Genomic DNA, 14,387 nt, shown 5'->3' with positions numbered 1-14,387 from the left:
TTCAAACGGCGTTGATTTGATAATTCGTCATGATGGGCTATAGGACCGCGATATCACGATGGAACAGGGCCAGCAGCTTGGATATCCGTTTCGACAATGCCGGCGTCAATTTCGGCCCGCGGCTTGCGCTTTCGCCGCTCAGCTTGACGCTGAGCGAGCGGCGCGTCGGTGTGATCGGGCTCAACGGTTCCGGCAAGACGACATTTGCGCGGCTGATCAACGGGCTTGCCAAGCCTACGACCGGCCGGGTCACCGTCAATGGGCTCGACACCGTGACCGACGCCAAGTCCGTGCTCGGCAAGGTCGGCTATATCTTCCAGTCGCCGCAGAATCAGATCATCCTGCCGATCATCCGCGACGATATCGCCTTCGGCCTCAAGGCGCGCGGCCTCGGCAAGAGCGAGATCGAGGCGGCGGTGGACGGCATTCTCGACCGGTTCAGCGTCCGCCATCTGGCGGAGCGGCGCGCACATGAACTTTCCGGCGGCGAGCTGCAGATGGCCGCTCTCTGCTCCGTGCTCGTCACCGGACCTGACATCCTCATTCTTGACGAACCGACCAATCAGCTCGATCTCCGGAACAGGGCGCTGGTGCAGGAAACCATTGCCGGGCTGCCGGAGCATGTCATCGTCATCAGCCATGACCTGTCGCTGATAGAGGATTTCGATCGGGTGCTGCTGTTCGATCAAGGTCGATTAATCGCGGATGCGCCGCCGACGGAGGCGGTTGCCCGCTACAGGGAGTTGGCTGCCTGATGCAGACGCTGCACGTCGATGCCAGTACCTGGATGCACCGGCTGGCGCCGCGTCTGAAGCTTGGCGCGCTGGCGGCCCTCGGCATCCTGCTGTTCCTGACGGACAACCTCGCACTGCTTGGCCTCGCCGTTGCCATCGGCGCCCTCCTCTATTTCAGCACTGGCTTGCCCGTGAGCGAAGCGTTGAAGCGGCTGCGGCCGGTCGTTCTCACCATTATCGTCGTGGCGCTGTTCAGCCTGATCTTCAATCCCGTCCATGTCGCTGCTGTCACCGTGTTGCGGCTGACCGCGCTGGTGTTTTTCGCGGCCGTGGTGACGGCCACGACGTCGATCGCCGCTTTCATCGACGAGATCACGGCGCTTGCCGCGCCGTTGGAAAAGATCGGCCTCTTGAAGGCGGCCGATATCGGTCTTTCGGTCGGCCTCGTCGTGCGCTTCGTTCCGGAAATTCTAGACCGTTACCGCGCCATCCGAGAGGCGCATGAAGCTCGCGGGATCAAAATCCGCATGACAACAGCGCTGGTGCCGCTGATCATCCTGACGCTGCGCGATGCCGATAATATCGCAGCCGCGATTGACGCCAGGGGCATTCGGCGGCATTGAAAAGACACTGTTTTCGACTGGAGCCGTCATGACCACCCGCGACCTCGTTCTCTCCGCGCTTTTTGCCGCCATCATCGTGGCGCTCGGCCTGCTGCCGCCGATCTCGATCGGCATCATTCCGGTGCCGATCACGGCACAGTCGCTCGGCGTGATGCTTGCGGGCGTGGTGCTTGGCGCGAAGCGCGGCGCCATCGCGGTGTTGATCGTCGTCGTGCTGGTGGCGATCGGCCTGCCGGTGCTGTCGGGCGGCCGTGGCGGTCTTGCCGTCTTCGCCGGTCCGACGGCCGGTTTCTTCATCGGCTGGATCTTCGCCGCCTACGTCACCGGCTATCTCTCCGAGCGGCTGGTGAAGGCCGAGCAAACGGCCCTTGCCCAGGGCATCGGCTTCTTCATCGCTTCAGTGATCGGCGGCGTCGTGGTTCTCTACGCCTTCGGCATCGCCTGGCTCGCGATCGGGGCCAATCTCGGCTTCAACAACGCGTTCAAGGGGTCGATGGGCTTCGTTCCGGGTGACCTCGTCAAAGCTGTCGTCGCCGCCCTCGTCGGCCGCGCCGTCATGGTTGGCTACCCCCTGCTGCCGCAGCGAAGCTGAGCATAATGCCCGACCGAAGGGTCACGCAGCGAAAACTGTGACGCGGCTTTCGGGCAAAGAGCTGCTCAGCTAGAAATCAATCCAGGTATTTGTAGAGCCAGTCGCGGGTATCTTCCGGCAGCGGCACAGGATCGTGTTCCTCGCCGCGCACGGCGAGCCAGAGAATTTCCACCTCCGCCGCCACCTCATTGCCGGTTTCGACCAGGACCATGAAGCCGATCGACTTGCCGCCGATCTTGTTGACGCTGACCGAAAAGCGGGCGAGATCGTCATAACGCAGCGCCCGGTGCAGCGCGCACGAAGCCTTGGTGGCGATGTAGACCGGCTCGTCGCTCACCAGCGGCCGGGCGCGCCAAAAATTCGACAGCGCCGTTTCCGCCTGGGAGATGTAGGAGGCGATGAACATCTGCCCTTGCCTGTCGACATCGCGAGGCGGTACCCGCATTTCGATGACATCGGATCGTTCTAGACTCATCATCACGCAAAACCCTGGCCGACGGCTCGCACCTTAATGAAAGCTTAACATCGCGCCTCAAGAAGTAAACGGTTGGTAGCCCAACGTGGTTAAGATGGATTGTTGACATTATGGTGATACTGCCCATGTCCGGTAGCAGATGTCATATCCCGTCTGTAGATTGGTTTCATGAGCACACGTCTTTACGAGCACCCGATTTTTCTGGAACATCTAACCCCCCCGGGTCATCCGGAGAGGCCTGACCGGTTGCGGTCTTTGAATATCGCGCTGGAGCATCCGAACTTCGAGCGACTGGACCGGCGCCAGGCGCCAATCGCCAATGAAGACGCCGTGTTGCTTGCCCATCCGGAAGAGCACCTCACCTTTGTGATGCGCTCGATCCCCGACGGGGGTGACGAGGACGAGATCAACCAGCTCGAAGCCGACACCTATGCCAGCCCGAAGACGCTGCAGGCGATCCTGCGTGGCGTCGGCGGCGCAATGGCGGCAGTCGACGACGTATTCTCCGGCGCGGCCGACAACGTCTTTGTCGCGGCCCGCCCCCCTGGCCACCACGCAGAGAAGTCCAAGGCCATGGGCTTCTGCTTCTTCAACAACGTGGCAATCGCCGCCCGCCATGCGCAGAAGGCCCATGGAGCCGAGCGCGTCGCCATCGTTGACTGGGACGTGCATCACGGCAACGGCACGCAGGACATCTTCTGGGACGATCCCTCGGTGCTCTTCTGCTCCACGCATCAAATGCCGCTTTACCCCGGCACCGGCAAGAAGGACGAGCGCGGCACGCATAATACCATCGTCAACGCGCCGCTTTCGCCCAATACCGGCGGCGACCATTTCCGCGAGGCCTTCAAATCACGCGTGCTGCCGGCACTCGACGATTTTCGCCCCGACCTCATCCTCATCTCGGCCGGCTTCGATGCCCATCATCGCGATCCCCTGGCACAATTGAATCTCACCGGCGAGGATTTCGACTGGGCGACCGGGCGCATTCTGGAAGCCGCCGACCGCAGCGCCAAGAACCGGGTCGTCAGCCTGCTCGAAGGCGGCTATGATCTGGAAGGCCTCGCCGAATCGGCAGGCCTGCATATTCTGCGCATGATGAAGGGTTGATGATGAGCGAAAGCGCCAAAGTGGATGTGTCCGGCTATTCCTTCGAAAAGGCTGTGGCGGAGCTCGAAAGCATCGTCGCGCGGCTGGAACGCGGCGACGTCGCGCTCGACGAATCCATCGCCATCTATGAGCGCGGCGAAGCGCTGAAGAAGCATTGCGAGGCTCTGCTCTCGGCAGCGGAGAACCGCATCGAGAAGATCAGGCTCGACCGCGCCGGCAAGCCCCAAGGCACGGAGCCGCTGGACGGGCAGTGAAGCCCGCGCGCGCAAGATTTGAGTTTCCGACCTATTGCCGTTAGGTTGGCTTTCAACCGAATGGAGCGCTCGTCATGTCCTTCTTCCCTGGAAAAGATCCGCTGCCCGGCGATGCCTTCGCCTGCGACGCGATCGAGCATCTCATCATTCCCCGCACCAGCGATCTCGGCGGCTTCTTCGTCCGTCGTGCGCTTCCGAGCAGTCGGCGGCGGCTGGTGGGGCCATTCATCTTTTTCGACCGCATGGGTCCTGCGGTGCTGCGGCCCGGCGAAGCACTGGATGTCAGGCCGCATCCACATATCGGCCTGTCGACCGTCACCTATCTTTTCGACGGCGAAATCCGTCATAGGGACAGCCTCGGGACGGAAAAGGTCATTCGTCCCGGCGATATCAACCTGATGACGGCCGGGCGCGGTATCGTACATTCCGAGCGCACGCCGGACAATCTGCGCGGCCATCCGCTGGCGATGTCCGGCCTGCAGACGTGGCTAGCCCTGCCGGACGACAAGGAAGAGATCGATCCGGCCTTTACCCATACCGAAAAGAGCGACATGCCGCTGATCGACGACGGCGGAGCGACGGGTCGCGTGGTCATCGGCAGCTTCGAGGGGGTAACCTCGCCGGTCAAAGTCTTTTCCGACACGCTCTATGTCGATCTTCAGCTTCAGCCCGGCGCGAGGTTTCCTTTTGGCGCCGGGCATGAGGAACGTGCGGTCTATATTCTCTCCGGCTCGCTCATTGTTGCGGGCGACCGTTTCGAACAGGATCAACTCCTTGTCTTCCGCCCCGGCGATGCGATTGCCCTGGAGGCGGCTGAAAAAGGCTGTCATTTGATGCTTTTTGGTGGTGCGGCACTCAATTCAAAGCGCTATATCTGGTGGAATTTCGTGTCTTCTTCCAAGGAACGCATCGAAAAAGCCAAGGAAGAATGGCGCACCGGCCGTTTCGATATCGTGCCGGGAGACGAGGAAGAATTTATTCCTTTGCCGGAAAGCTAACGAGTTCATAACAATGCCAAATGTTTCTTGTTCAGGCACTCCTTGAATTCGTCGCCTTTTGTCGCAATCTTTTTTGAGATAAAGGCGGGCCGCTGCCCAAGAATAGTAAGAAAGAGGCTTCAGCCTTGACACATATGCCAGAGACGCCCCTGCTGGACCAGGTCCACTATCCTTCCGACCTGCGAAAGCTGGAGGACCGGGATTTGCCGCAACTCGCCCGCGAGCTCCGCGACGAGATGATCGATGCGGTATCGCGCACGGGTGGACATCTTGGCGCCGGCCTCGGCGTCGTGGAACTCACCATCGCCATCCACAATGTCTTCGACACGCCGAACGACCGTCTGATTTTCGACGTTGGTCATCAATGTTATCCGCACAAGATCCTGACCGGCCGGCGCGACCGCATCCGCACGCTGCGCCAGGAGGACGGACTTTCCGGCTTCACCCGCCGCGCAGAGAGCGAATATGATCCCTTCGGCGCCGCGCATTCCTCCACATCGATTTCCGCCGGTCTCGGCATGGCGGTCGCCGCCGAACTCGACAATACCGACCGCCGCGTCATTGCCGTCATTGGCGACGGCGCGATGTCGGCCGGCATGGCCTATGAGGCACTGAACAATGCCGGCGCGCTCGACGCGCGGCTGATCGTCATTCTCAACGACAACGACATGTCGATTGCCCCGCCGACCGGAGCCATGAGCGCCTATCTCGCGCGCCTCGCCTCCGGCCGCACCTATATGGGCTTTCGTGATTTCGGCAAGAAGCTCACCGCCTATCTGGGCAAGAATGTCGACCGCGCCATTACCCGCGCCGTCGAACATGCGCGGGGCTATGTCACCGGCGGGACGATGTTCGAGGAGATGGGTTTCTACCACATCGGCCCGATCGACGGTCACTCCTTCGACCATCTTCTTCCGGTCCTGCGCAATGTGCGGGACCATGCTCAGGGCCCGGTGCTGATCCATGTCGTGACGCAAAAGGGCAAGGGCTATCCCCCTGCCGAAGCGGCGGCGGACAAATATCACGGCGTCAACAAATTCGACGTCATCACCGGCGCGCAAGCCAAGGTGAAGCCGAATGCACCGAGCTATACCAGCGTCTTCGCCGATGCGCTCGTGCAGGAAGCGATGCTGGACGAAAAGATCGTCGGCATCACCGCCGCCATGCCGAACGGCACCGGTCTCGACAAGCTGCAGGAATTTTTCCCGGCCCGCTGTTTCGACGTCGGTATTGCCGAGCAGCATGCCGTCACGTTTGCGGCCGGCCTGGCCGCCGAGGGTTTTAAGCCCTTCGCGGCGCTCTATTCGACCTTCCTGCAGCGCGCCTATGACCAAGTGGTGCACGATGTCGCGATCCAGGGGCTACCAGTGCGCTTCCCGATCGACCGCGCCGGCTTCGTCGGCGCCGACGGGCCGACGCATGCCGGCTCCTTCGACACGGCCTTTCTCGCCAGCCTGCCCGGCTTCGTGGTCATGGCCGCCGCCGACGAGGCGGAGCTGAAGCATATGGTGCGCACGGCTGCTGCCTACGATCTTGGCCCGATCTCCTTCCGCTATCCGCGCGGCGAAGGCGTTGGCGTCGATTTGCCGGAACGCGGCGAAATTCTTCAGATCGGCAAGGGCCGCATCGTCAAGCAGGGTTCGAAAGTGGCGCTGCTATCCTTTGGCACCCGGCTCGCCGACAGCCTTGCCGCCGCCGAAGATCTCGATGCGGCCGGACTGCCGACAACGGTTGCCGATGCTCGTTTCGCCAAACCGCTCGACCACGATCTGATCCGCCAGCTTGCCAGCCATCATGAGGTGCTGATCACCATCGAGGAAGGCTCGGTTGGCGGCTTCGGCAGCCAGGTCATGCAGTTCCTCGCCACGGAAGGCCTGCTCGACAATGGTTTGAAGATCCGCACGCTGGTCATGCCCGACATCTGGATGGAGCAAGCCAAGCCCGAAGTCATGAATGCCAAAGCCGGTCTCGACCGGGCCGGCATCGTGCAGACGGTGTTCAAGGCGCTGGGCCGCAGCCGGATTATCGAGGTCGTCGGGTAAGCTCGGCTAAACTCGCCATCATCTACCGTCTGTTCGGGTCTCGATCTTCCGGCACTTTTTGCCCTATGCCTATCGATTCGGCTTGGGGCTTGGTCCCTACCCGATGTGCGTCCAGGGCACAGCGCTTTGATTTGAATGCGCAAAGGTCGCTGGCTTTGAAGCCAATGCATCCAGCCCGCTTTTGCTGATTAGAATTGAGCACGACGTTCTTCGCCCTGCATCTTGCGGCAATCAGTCATCTAACTGTCATGAACAAAGCGGAACTTGCAGCAATGCAGGAACGGGCATGTTCGCGTTTTTAAGAGCGATCATGCATCGACTGCTGTCGTTAGCTGCCATCGAGAAGCGGAGAGAACCTTGAACAATTCAGACAAAGAGCACCAGTATTCCGACTGGCTTGAAGCGGAACTGGCCGATACGCTAGACGAAGACTATGAGTTGGAACTCTCGGAACCGGCTCTTTCCGAAGAGATCCGAAAGATTTACCAGAAGGCACATCCGGCTGCGATGCCGCGTATCGACTACTTCCGCACCTTGCTGTCGCTACAGGCCGAACTGATCAAGCTCCAGGATTGGGTGACCTATCACAAGGAGAAGGTCGTCGTGATCTTCGAGGGCCGAGACTCGGCGGGCAAAGGCGGGGCAATCAAGAGGATCACCCAAAGGCTCAACCCCCGTGTTGCCAGGGTCGTGGCGCTGCCAGCGCCATCCGACCGCGAAAAGTCCCAATGGTATTTCCAGCGCTATGTGCCCCATCTGCCGGCGGGCGGCGAGATCGTTCTCTTCGACCGGTCCTGGTACAATCGCTCCGGTGTCGAGCGTGTGATGGGCTTTGCGACGGAAGATCAGGTCGCGCAGTTCTTTCACGACGTACCCGAGTTCGAACGCATGCTGGTTCGCTCCGGGATTCGGCTTGTCAAATACTGGTTTTCGATCACCGACGAGGAGCAGCAGCTTCGCTTCCTCGTGCGCATCCACGATCCCTTGAAGCAGTGGAAGCTCTCGCCGATGGATCTGCAGTCCCGCGTGCGGTGGGAAGCCTATACGAAGGCGAAAGAAGAAACCTTCGCGCGCACGAACATTCCGGAAGCGCCCTGGCACATCGTCGAAGGCAATGACAAGAAGCGCGCCCGCCTGAACTGCATCGACCATCTGCTCAGGCAGATTCCCTATGAGGACGTGCCTCACGAGGACATCACCCTGCCGGAGCGCGTCTTCAACCCCAACTATGAGCGCAAGGTGCTGCCGCCGGAGCTTTACGTTCCGTCCAAGTACTAGGGAACGCTTTCGCGGTAGCGCTGGCCAAGGGTCATAGCCACCCTCGGCAGCTACCGCTAACTGATATCTGTCTCGCCTCGAAACAGGCGAGACAGATCGCCGATCAAAACGGCCTTTCCGTCCAAGCCTCCGATGCTCGTCAGAAAGAGCATCGGAGGTCCGGCGTCATCAAGACGCCAGCCTCAGAACTCCTCCCACTCGTCCTGGGCAACAGCCGCCGCAGCGGCCTTGCCGCCAAATGCCTTGGCGACCGTGCGGCCCAATGCCCTCGCAGGCGAAGCAGCCGGTCGGGACTGGGCAGTAACGGCTGCGGGACGTTTGGATTCACGGGGCATGTCACTCAGACGGAACTGGTGCAGGAGCTCATTGAGGGAGGCTGCCTCGCGGGCGAGTGCATGGCTCGCCGCCGTCTGTTCCTCGACCATGGCGGCATTCTGCTGCGTGCCCTGGTCCATGTTGTTGACGGCAGTGTTGATTTCCTGCAGCCCGGTCGACTGTTCGCGGGTGGCGATGACGATGGCGCCGACGTGGCGGTTGATCTCCTGCACTTCGGAAACGATCAGCTCCAGCGCCTTGCCGGTTTCGCCGACCAGCGACACGCCGGTGTTGACCTGATCGCTCGAGGTGGTGATCAGTGCCTTGATCTCCTTGGCGGCGTTGGCGGAACGCTGGGCCAGCTCGCGGACTTCCTGGGCGACGACCGCGAAACCCTTGCCGGCATCACCGGCGCGGGCAGCTTCGACACCGGCATTCAGAGCCAGGAGGTTGGTCTGGAAGGCGATATCATCGATGACGCTGATGATGTTGCTGATCTCGCCCGAGGACTTTTCGATCTGCTGCATGGCGGAGACCGCCTTGCGCACGACATCGCCGGACTTCTCAGCGCCCTGACGGGCACGTTCGACGAGATGGCCGACATCTTCAGCGCGCTTGGCCGAATCGCGAACCGTCGTCGTCACCTCTTCGAGGGCTGCTGCGGTCTCTTCGACGGCGGCGGCCTGCTGCTCGGTGCGGCGGGCAAGATCGTCGGCGGCCGAACGAATTTCGCCGGCACCGGCATTGATCGCCGAAGCATTGTGGCCGACCGACTGCAGGGCGGCTTCCAGCTTTTCGACGGCATTGTTGAAGTCGACGCGGACGCCGTCGAGCTGCGGTGCGAAGGTACGCTCGAGGCGCGCGGCGACATTGCCGGAGGCCAGGGCGGCAAGCCCGCCGGCCAACGCCTCCATCGCGAAGCGGATCTCGCCCTCTTCCCGCGCCTTCTGCTCGTCGTTCATCTGACGTTGACGCTCGGCATCGCCGCGCATGCGGTCGGTCTCGCCGGCAAGACGCAGTTTCTCGATCGCCGCTTCCTTGAAGACGACGACGGCGTCAGCCATGCGGCCGACTTCATCGCCCCGGCCGATGGCCGGCACGTCGATATTATGCTCACCGCCGGCAAGGCGGGCCATGGCGGCAGTCATGCCGACGATCGGGCGAACGATGGTGCGTGCGAGCAGCCAGGCAAGCACGGCTGCAGCCAGCGAAGCGATGATGCCGCCGGCAATCAATGTCAGGCGCAGTTCGCTATTGGCATCATCCTGGATGGCTGACTGGGCATCTGCCTTGGCGCGGGCAGCCTGCTTGATCTTGGCTGCAGCCTCACGGAAACCGTCGAGCTGACCCTTCGTCTCGTTCTGGCCGATCTTGACGATCTGGTCGAGCGGCATCTCGGTTTCCTTGCGCGCCTTCATCTGCGGCTCGGCGAGCTGATGGAAATAAAGATCGGCCGCCTTCTGCATGCCGGCGATCGCGGCAAGCAGGTCCGGCTCGTCGGCGGCAACCGTCTTGGCGGCCGCCATGCTCTTCAGCATGCGATCGCGATTGGTGCCAACGTCGCCATAGGTGCTATTGCTGCGCAGCAGCAGGAAGCCGCGCAAGTTGACCGCCTGTTCCAGCATGGCCTGCAGGGAATCGTCGATCAGATTGACGAGCTGCTGTGACTTGACCTGTTCGGCGGCGGCCGCGGTCGATATTTCTTCCTTGGCGTAAACGAATGCGGAAACGCAGGCGAAGATAGCGATAAGTGCGGCAAAGGTGATGGCGAGTTTGCCATTCAAGGAAAGGTTCTTCGCAAACATGGGCAAGCGCCTCCTGAGCGCCGGTCCTGGCGAACATCGACGAACCCGCTGGGAGAGCGCAGCCGGATGCTCCAAAATTCTGGGAAGAGGCATGATTGGGCGCGAGAGCCGCGGAGCCGTCATGGCAGGCGATTATCCCCGAAAAGGACAATCGCAATCGCATGCATAACTAGATGCTACAGCTTTAAAATTATTTAACTCTGCTCAGTGCAAGAGGCGCAACAATACTCTAATTCTGAGATCCGGCATTGAGGATCAGAATATCGAGATCGTGCTCAGGAGAAAAATCCTCTGCGGTCATCTGAAAACTCGTGGGGCCGATCTTCTTGACGCCGCTGCCGCAGAAGCTGACGTAGTTCTCCGGGCTGCCCTTATCCACCGTCAGCTGAAAATGCTTGATCGGACCGGACCAGTTGGCGCCCGTGCTCAAAACGTAGGAAATCCAGCTTTCGGTATAGGCGCGGCCGCCCTTGTCGGAGGCAGCGGATAGTTTGGTCGCGGTTTTAAGGAAAGCGTCGTCCACGCAATATTTGGTCTGATAGATCTTGAGCTGCTCCTTCTCGTAGTCCTCGTCGCCGGCAAAGGTGATGGCCACCGTGCCGCCGACACTCGGCTTATAGCGATGCTGCACGCTGATCTTGGCGCGGGCTGGAAATTTGGTGCGCCACCAATAGGTCGTGTGCAGGGTCCACATCGGCGTCGAGTGATGCTTCATGCCCTGGCCGTCACTGTCGTATTCGTCATCGGCAATGAGACCGCGCGCCTTCCAGTCCTCGAGCACATCAGGCGGCAGCTTCGCAACCGCGTTGAACGCGGCTGCGCCGAGCGGTCGCAGCGGAATATTGTGCGCCTTCAGCTCGGCCGTCAGATCGATACCGGAGACTGTCACGCTCTGCTGCAAAGTCGGCGTGATCGGTTTGCCGTCCTGCGTGACGGTGAAATCGAGGAAATTGTCGGCATCGGCGTCCTCGATGGCGACCGTGCTGTCGAGGACGCCCTCGATATCCGGCATGGGGAAGGCGACGACGCTTTCGACATCCTTATCCGATGTGTTCTCAAAGAGGTAATCGACCTTCACCTCCGTCGGAGAAATGAAGAGCTTTTCGTCATCCATGCTGATATCGCCGGTGCGGACATAAGCGAGGCCGCCGGTCTTCAGCTCCGCCATGCTATCGTTCGCCAGGGCCGGCGTGGCAAGCATCGCCAGAGCCGTCGCATAGCCGCAAATCCCGCGCATCCGAGCCCCCATCTACTGCCGGTTTGCGGCGATTATGGCGAGATACCGCATAGCGTCAACGCCGACATTGGCCGCCATCAACACAAAACGCTTGCAACGCAGACCATTGCCCGGCATGGACAGCCCATGTCCGAACCGCAACGCCTCGACCAGCTTCTCGTCTCCCTCTCGCTTTTCGCCAGCCGCTCGCGGGCGCGCGACGCCATTCAGCGCGGCACGGTGACGGTTGACGGCAAAGTAGTGAGCAAGCCGGGCGCATTGTTTACCGAAGATGCGGAGATCGCGATCGACGATCCCGCTCAGGATTACGTTTCGCGGGCCGCGCTGAAGCTGGTGGCCGCGCTGGATCATTTCCAACTCGATCCGAAGGGGCAGCACTGTCTCGACGTCGGCGCCTCGACCGGCGGTTTCACCGAAGTGCTGCTGCAGCGGGGTGCGGCGCATGTCACCGCTATCGATGTCGGCCATGGGCAGGTGCATCCGCGCATATCAGCCGATCCGCGCGTGACCAATATCGAGGGACTGAACGCCCGCTATCTGACGGCCGAAGACATTGGCGAGCCCGTAACCTTCATCGCCTCCGACGTTTCCTTCATCTCGCTGAAGCTGGCGCTGGCACCGGCCCTCGGGCTTGCCGAGCCGGGCTCGCGTTGCGCGTTGCTGGTGAAGCCGCAATTCGAGGCCGGACGCGAGGCGATCGGCAAGGCCGGTCTGTTGAAGGACCCCTCCTCCGCGCCAACGGTTGCGGCGGAGCTGGAACGCTGGCTCATCGAGGACATGGGCTGGCGTAGCCTCGGCCTCATCCCCTCGCCGATCGCGGGTGGCGACGGCAATCAGGAATTTCTTCTCGCAGGGATCAAGCCATGAGCACCGAAACCGTGACCATCCAGAAGCTCGGCGCCCAGGGCGACGGCATTGCGCAAGGCGCCGACGGGCCGATCTACGTACCCTTCACGCTGCCCGGCGAGACCGTTGCCATCGCGCGGGTGAAGAGCCATGGAACGTTGATGTCGATCGCGGCGGCCTCGCCCGAACGGCAGGAGCCACACTGTCGGCATTTCGGCCCCGACGGCGTCAATGGCACCTGCGGCGGCTGTACGCTGCAGCACTATGCCGATGCGCCCTATCGCGCCTTCAAGCGCCAGCTCGTGATCGATGCATTGCGCTCCAAAGGGCTGACGCCAGAGGTGGACGAGCTCATCGCCGCCCATCCGGGCGAGCGCCGGCGCGTGGTCTTTGCCGCACGCAAGACCGAGAAGGACATGCTGATCGGCTTCAATCAGGCCGAAAGCCACCATATCGTCGCTGTTCAGGAGTGTCCGATCGCCTCGGCCGGGATCATGTCGCGACTGCCGGCGATCAGGGCTGTCGGCGCGGCTCTCGCTGTCAGCGCGGAAGCATTTCGCATCTCCGTTCTGGAGACGCTCTCCGGCCTCGATATCGCTGTCGATGAGGTCAAGAAACTCTCCGACAAACAGCGGCGCAGCGCCATCGAAACCGTGCTTGCCCTTCGCGGTATCGCCCGCGTCTCCCTGAACGGCGAGATCCTGGTTGAGCCGATGAAGCCGATGGTCGATTTCGGTGGCGTGCAGGTTTCGCCGCCGCCGGGCGCCTTCACCCAGGCGACAAAGCCGGCCGAAGAGGCTATGGCCGAGCTGGTTGCTGCCCATGTCGGCAAGGCGAAGCGCATCGCCGATCTCTTCGCCGGCAGCGGCACATTCTCGCTGCGTCTGGCGCGCATCGGCCGCGTGCATGCCGTCGAAGGCGAAGACAAGCCTTTGGCCGCCCTCGACTACGCAGCGCGCAACACGCAGGGGCTGAAGCCCGTAACCATCGAACGCCGCGACCTTTTCCGCCGGCCGCTGATGGCGCAGGAACTGAAAGCCTACGACGCCGTCGTCTTCGATCCGCCGCGCGCCGGTGCGGAGTTCCAGAGCAAGGAACTGGCTCGCTCCGCCGTCAAAAAAATCGTCGCCGTCTCCTGCAACCCACTGACGCTCGCGCGCGATCTGGCCCTGCTGGTCGAAAGCGGCTACCGCATCACAAGGGTCACGCCCATCGACCAATTCCTGTGGAGCTCGCACGTTGAAGTTGTGGCGGCGCTGGAGAAGTGACGACACGAGCTTGGGGCCGAACCACGAGGGCGGATGAGGGAAAAGAATATCTCTCACCGCTTCATGAACGCCTCAAACGCCGCCCGAGCCTCCGCGCTCTTCAACTGCGCCGCAAAGTGCCTTGCCTCTTCGTCGATGCGGGCGAGAACGTCTTCGGCGGAGCCGCGTATCAGATCACGTGCGATCCGCAGCGCTTCCGGCGGTTTGGCTGCAAGTTTGGCGGCGAGCGCCAGGGTTTCGGCTTCCAATGCCTCCGGCGTGGTGACCTTCCAGATCAGACCGGCATCCTTTGCTTCCGCGGCGGAAAAGCCCTCGCCGAGGGCGAGCAGAGCGAAGGCGCGCTGATGGCCCATGACGCGCGGCGCGATCAGGCTGGAGGCGGCTTCGGGGACAAGGGCGAGATCGACGAAAGGCGTCTTGAACAGGCTGCGGTCGGAGGCGATCGTCAGGTCGCAATGGAGATGGATCGTGGTGCCGATGCCGATCGCCAGGCCGTCGACACCAGAGATGACGGGCTTCTTCGCCGTGGCCAGCACGCCCAGGAAGTCCAGCACCTCGCGGCCCATGCTGCCGCTCATGGCGAAGGCGAGGAAATCGGCAAGATCATTGCCGGCGGAAAAGCAGCCTTCGCTGCCAAGGAAGGCGGTGACGCGGATATCCGAGGCCTCATCCGCTGCCCGCAAAGCGTCGGTCATCGTCTGATACATGGCGCGGGTGAAGGCATTTTTCTTTTCCGGCCGGTTGAAGCGGATCACCTGCACATGGGGGGCAGTCTCAGGGCGTTCGATCAGGATGTGGTCGGTCAAGTGT

General features: G+C 61.8%; 14 protein-coding genes. 10 read left to right on the top strand and 4 right to left on the bottom strand.

The features are described 5' to 3' along the window. The first annotated feature begins 77 nt into the window (after positions 1-77). From QA648_RS02455 to QA648_RS02445, 3 genes are read left to right on the top strand one after another with little or no spacing between them, the layout of a single operon-like run. Complete coding sequence (locus QA648_RS02455; RefSeq protein WP_283049446.1) at positions 78-755, top strand: ABC transporter ATP-binding protein; 678 nt, start codon at positions 78-80, stop codon at positions 753-755. Continuing rightward, entirely contained in the window at positions 755-1,357 is a 603-nt protein-coding gene (locus QA648_RS02450; protein ID WP_283049445.1) for an energy-coupling factor transporter transmembrane protein EcfT, read from the top strand. The genes QA648_RS02455 and QA648_RS02450 overlap by 1 nt, the downstream gene beginning before the upstream one ends. A gap of 28 nt (positions 1,358-1,385) precedes the next feature. Next, positions 1,386-1,949: a biotin transporter BioY gene (locus tag QA648_RS02445; protein WP_283049444.1), complete on the top strand. Its 564-nt coding sequence runs from the start codon at positions 1,386-1,388 to the stop codon at positions 1,947-1,949. Between the two features lie 76 nt (positions 1,950-2,025). Here the strand turns inward: QA648_RS02445 and QA648_RS02440 are convergent, their stop codons facing one another. Continuing rightward, the gene (locus QA648_RS02440; protein ID WP_104822211.1) at positions 2,026-2,427 is read right to left on the bottom strand and encodes a thioesterase family protein; all 402 of its coding nucleotides are present in this window, start codon (positions 2,425-2,427) and stop codon (positions 2,026-2,028) included. Positions 2,428-2,592: 165 nt separating this feature from the next. On the opposite strand from QA648_RS02440, the gene QA648_RS02435 reads away from it, so the two are divergent. The 5 genes from QA648_RS02435 (at position 2,593) to ppk2 (ending at position 8,106) form a co-directional block, all read left to right on the top strand. Then, positions 2,593-3,534 carry a histone deacetylase family protein gene (locus tag QA648_RS02435; RefSeq protein WP_104822210.1) on the top strand — a complete coding sequence of 314 codons (942 nt, stop codon included), beginning with the start codon at positions 2,593-2,595 and terminating at the stop codon, positions 3,532-3,534. A 2-nt stretch (positions 3,535-3,536) separates the two neighbouring features. Then, positions 3,537-3,788, top strand: coding sequence for an exodeoxyribonuclease VII small subunit (locus QA648_RS02430; protein ID WP_104825003.1), 252 nt, complete (start codon positions 3,537-3,539; stop codon positions 3,786-3,788). 74 nt (positions 3,789-3,862) lie between these two features. Then, a complete protein-coding gene (locus QA648_RS02425; RefSeq protein ID WP_283049442.1) occupies positions 3,863-4,786 on the top strand; it encodes a pirin family protein in 924 nt (307 codons plus the stop codon). A gap of 125 nt (positions 4,787-4,911) precedes the next feature. Further along, positions 4,912-6,828, top strand: a complete 1,917-nt coding sequence (gene dxs, locus QA648_RS02420; protein ID WP_104822208.1) for a 1-deoxy-D-xylulose-5-phosphate synthase — start codon at positions 4,912-4,914, stop codon at positions 6,826-6,828. A 357-nt stretch (positions 6,829-7,185) separates the two neighbouring features. Beyond that, a complete protein-coding gene (ppk2, locus tag QA648_RS02415) occupies positions 7,186-8,106 on the top strand; it encodes a polyphosphate kinase 2 (protein WP_283049440.1) in 921 nt (306 codons plus the stop codon). A gap of 182 nt (positions 8,107-8,288) precedes the next feature. Here the strand turns inward: ppk2 and QA648_RS02410 are convergent, their stop codons facing one another. Both QA648_RS02410 and QA648_RS02405 read right to left on the bottom strand, forming a co-directional pair. Next, positions 8,289-10,226, bottom strand: coding sequence for a methyl-accepting chemotaxis protein (locus QA648_RS02410; RefSeq protein WP_283049439.1), 1,938 nt, complete (start codon positions 10,224-10,226; stop codon positions 8,289-8,291). A gap of 229 nt (positions 10,227-10,455) precedes the next feature. Next, positions 10,456-11,463 (bottom strand): DUF4424 domain-containing protein, encoded by a 1,008-nt coding sequence (locus QA648_RS02405; RefSeq protein ID WP_283049437.1) that lies wholly within the window; start codon positions 11,461-11,463, stop codon positions 10,456-10,458. A 126-nt stretch (positions 11,464-11,589) separates the two neighbouring features. Between QA648_RS02405 and QA648_RS02400 the strand changes: the two genes are divergently transcribed. Both QA648_RS02400 and QA648_RS02395 read left to right on the top strand, forming a co-directional pair. Continuing rightward, positions 11,590-12,330: a TlyA family RNA methyltransferase gene (locus tag QA648_RS02400; protein WP_104822205.1), complete on the top strand. Its 741-nt coding sequence runs from the start codon at positions 11,590-11,592 to the stop codon at positions 12,328-12,330. After that, a complete protein-coding gene (locus tag QA648_RS02395; RefSeq protein WP_104822204.1) occupies positions 12,327-13,577 on the top strand; it encodes a class I SAM-dependent RNA methyltransferase in 1,251 nt (416 codons plus the stop codon). The genes QA648_RS02400 and QA648_RS02395 overlap by 4 nt, the downstream gene beginning before the upstream one ends. A 53-nt stretch (positions 13,578-13,630) precedes the next feature. Here the strand turns inward: QA648_RS02395 and QA648_RS02390 are convergent, their stop codons facing one another. Beyond that, on the bottom strand, positions 13,631-14,383 hold the full coding sequence (locus QA648_RS02390; protein ID WP_283049436.1) for a crotonase/enoyl-CoA hydratase family protein: 753 nt from the start codon (positions 14,381-14,383) through the stop codon (positions 13,631-13,633). Positions 14,384-14,387 lie beyond the last annotated feature (4 nt).

Source organism: Rhizobium sp. CB3171, assembly GCF_029714265.1.
Classification (GTDB): domain Bacteria; phylum Pseudomonadota; class Alphaproteobacteria; order Rhizobiales; family Rhizobiaceae; genus Rhizobium.
This window is presented reverse-complemented; position numbering and strand designations above follow the sequence as displayed.

Excerpts from the sequence above, each read along its gene's own strand:
- QA648_RS02395 (WP_104822204.1), top strand. The coding sequence starts at position 12,327 with ATGAGCACCGAAACCGTGACCATCCAGAAGCTCGGCGCCCAGGGCGAC.
- QA648_RS02430 (WP_104825003.1), top strand. The coding sequence starts at position 3,537 with ATGAGCGAAAGCGCCAAAGTGGATGTGTCCGGCTATTCCTTCGAAAAG.
- QA648_RS02425 (WP_283049442.1), top strand. The coding sequence starts at position 3,863 with ATGTCCTTCTTCCCTGGAAAAGATCCGCTGCCCGGCGATGCCTTCGCC.
- QA648_RS02410 (WP_283049439.1), bottom strand. The coding sequence starts at position 10,226 with ATGTTTGCGAAGAACCTTTCCTTGAATGGCAAACTCGCCATCACCTTT.
- QA648_RS02400 (WP_104822205.1), top strand. The coding sequence starts at position 11,590 with ATGTCCGAACCGCAACGCCTCGACCAGCTTCTCGTCTCCCTCTCGCTT.
- QA648_RS02435 (WP_104822210.1), top strand. The coding sequence starts at position 2,593 with ATGAGCACACGTCTTTACGAGCACCCGATTTTTCTGGAACATCTAACC.
- QA648_RS02405 (WP_283049437.1), bottom strand. The coding sequence starts at position 11,463 with ATGCGCGGGATTTGCGGCTATGCGACGGCTCTGGCGATGCTTGCCACG.
- QA648_RS02440 (WP_104822211.1), bottom strand. The coding sequence starts at position 2,427 with ATGATGAGTCTAGAACGATCCGATGTCATCGAAATGCGGGTACCGCCT.
- QA648_RS02450 (WP_283049445.1), top strand. The coding sequence starts at position 755 with ATGCAGACGCTGCACGTCGATGCCAGTACCTGGATGCACCGGCTGGCG.
- QA648_RS02445 (WP_283049444.1), top strand. The coding sequence starts at position 1,386 with ATGACCACCCGCGACCTCGTTCTCTCCGCGCTTTTTGCCGCCATCATC.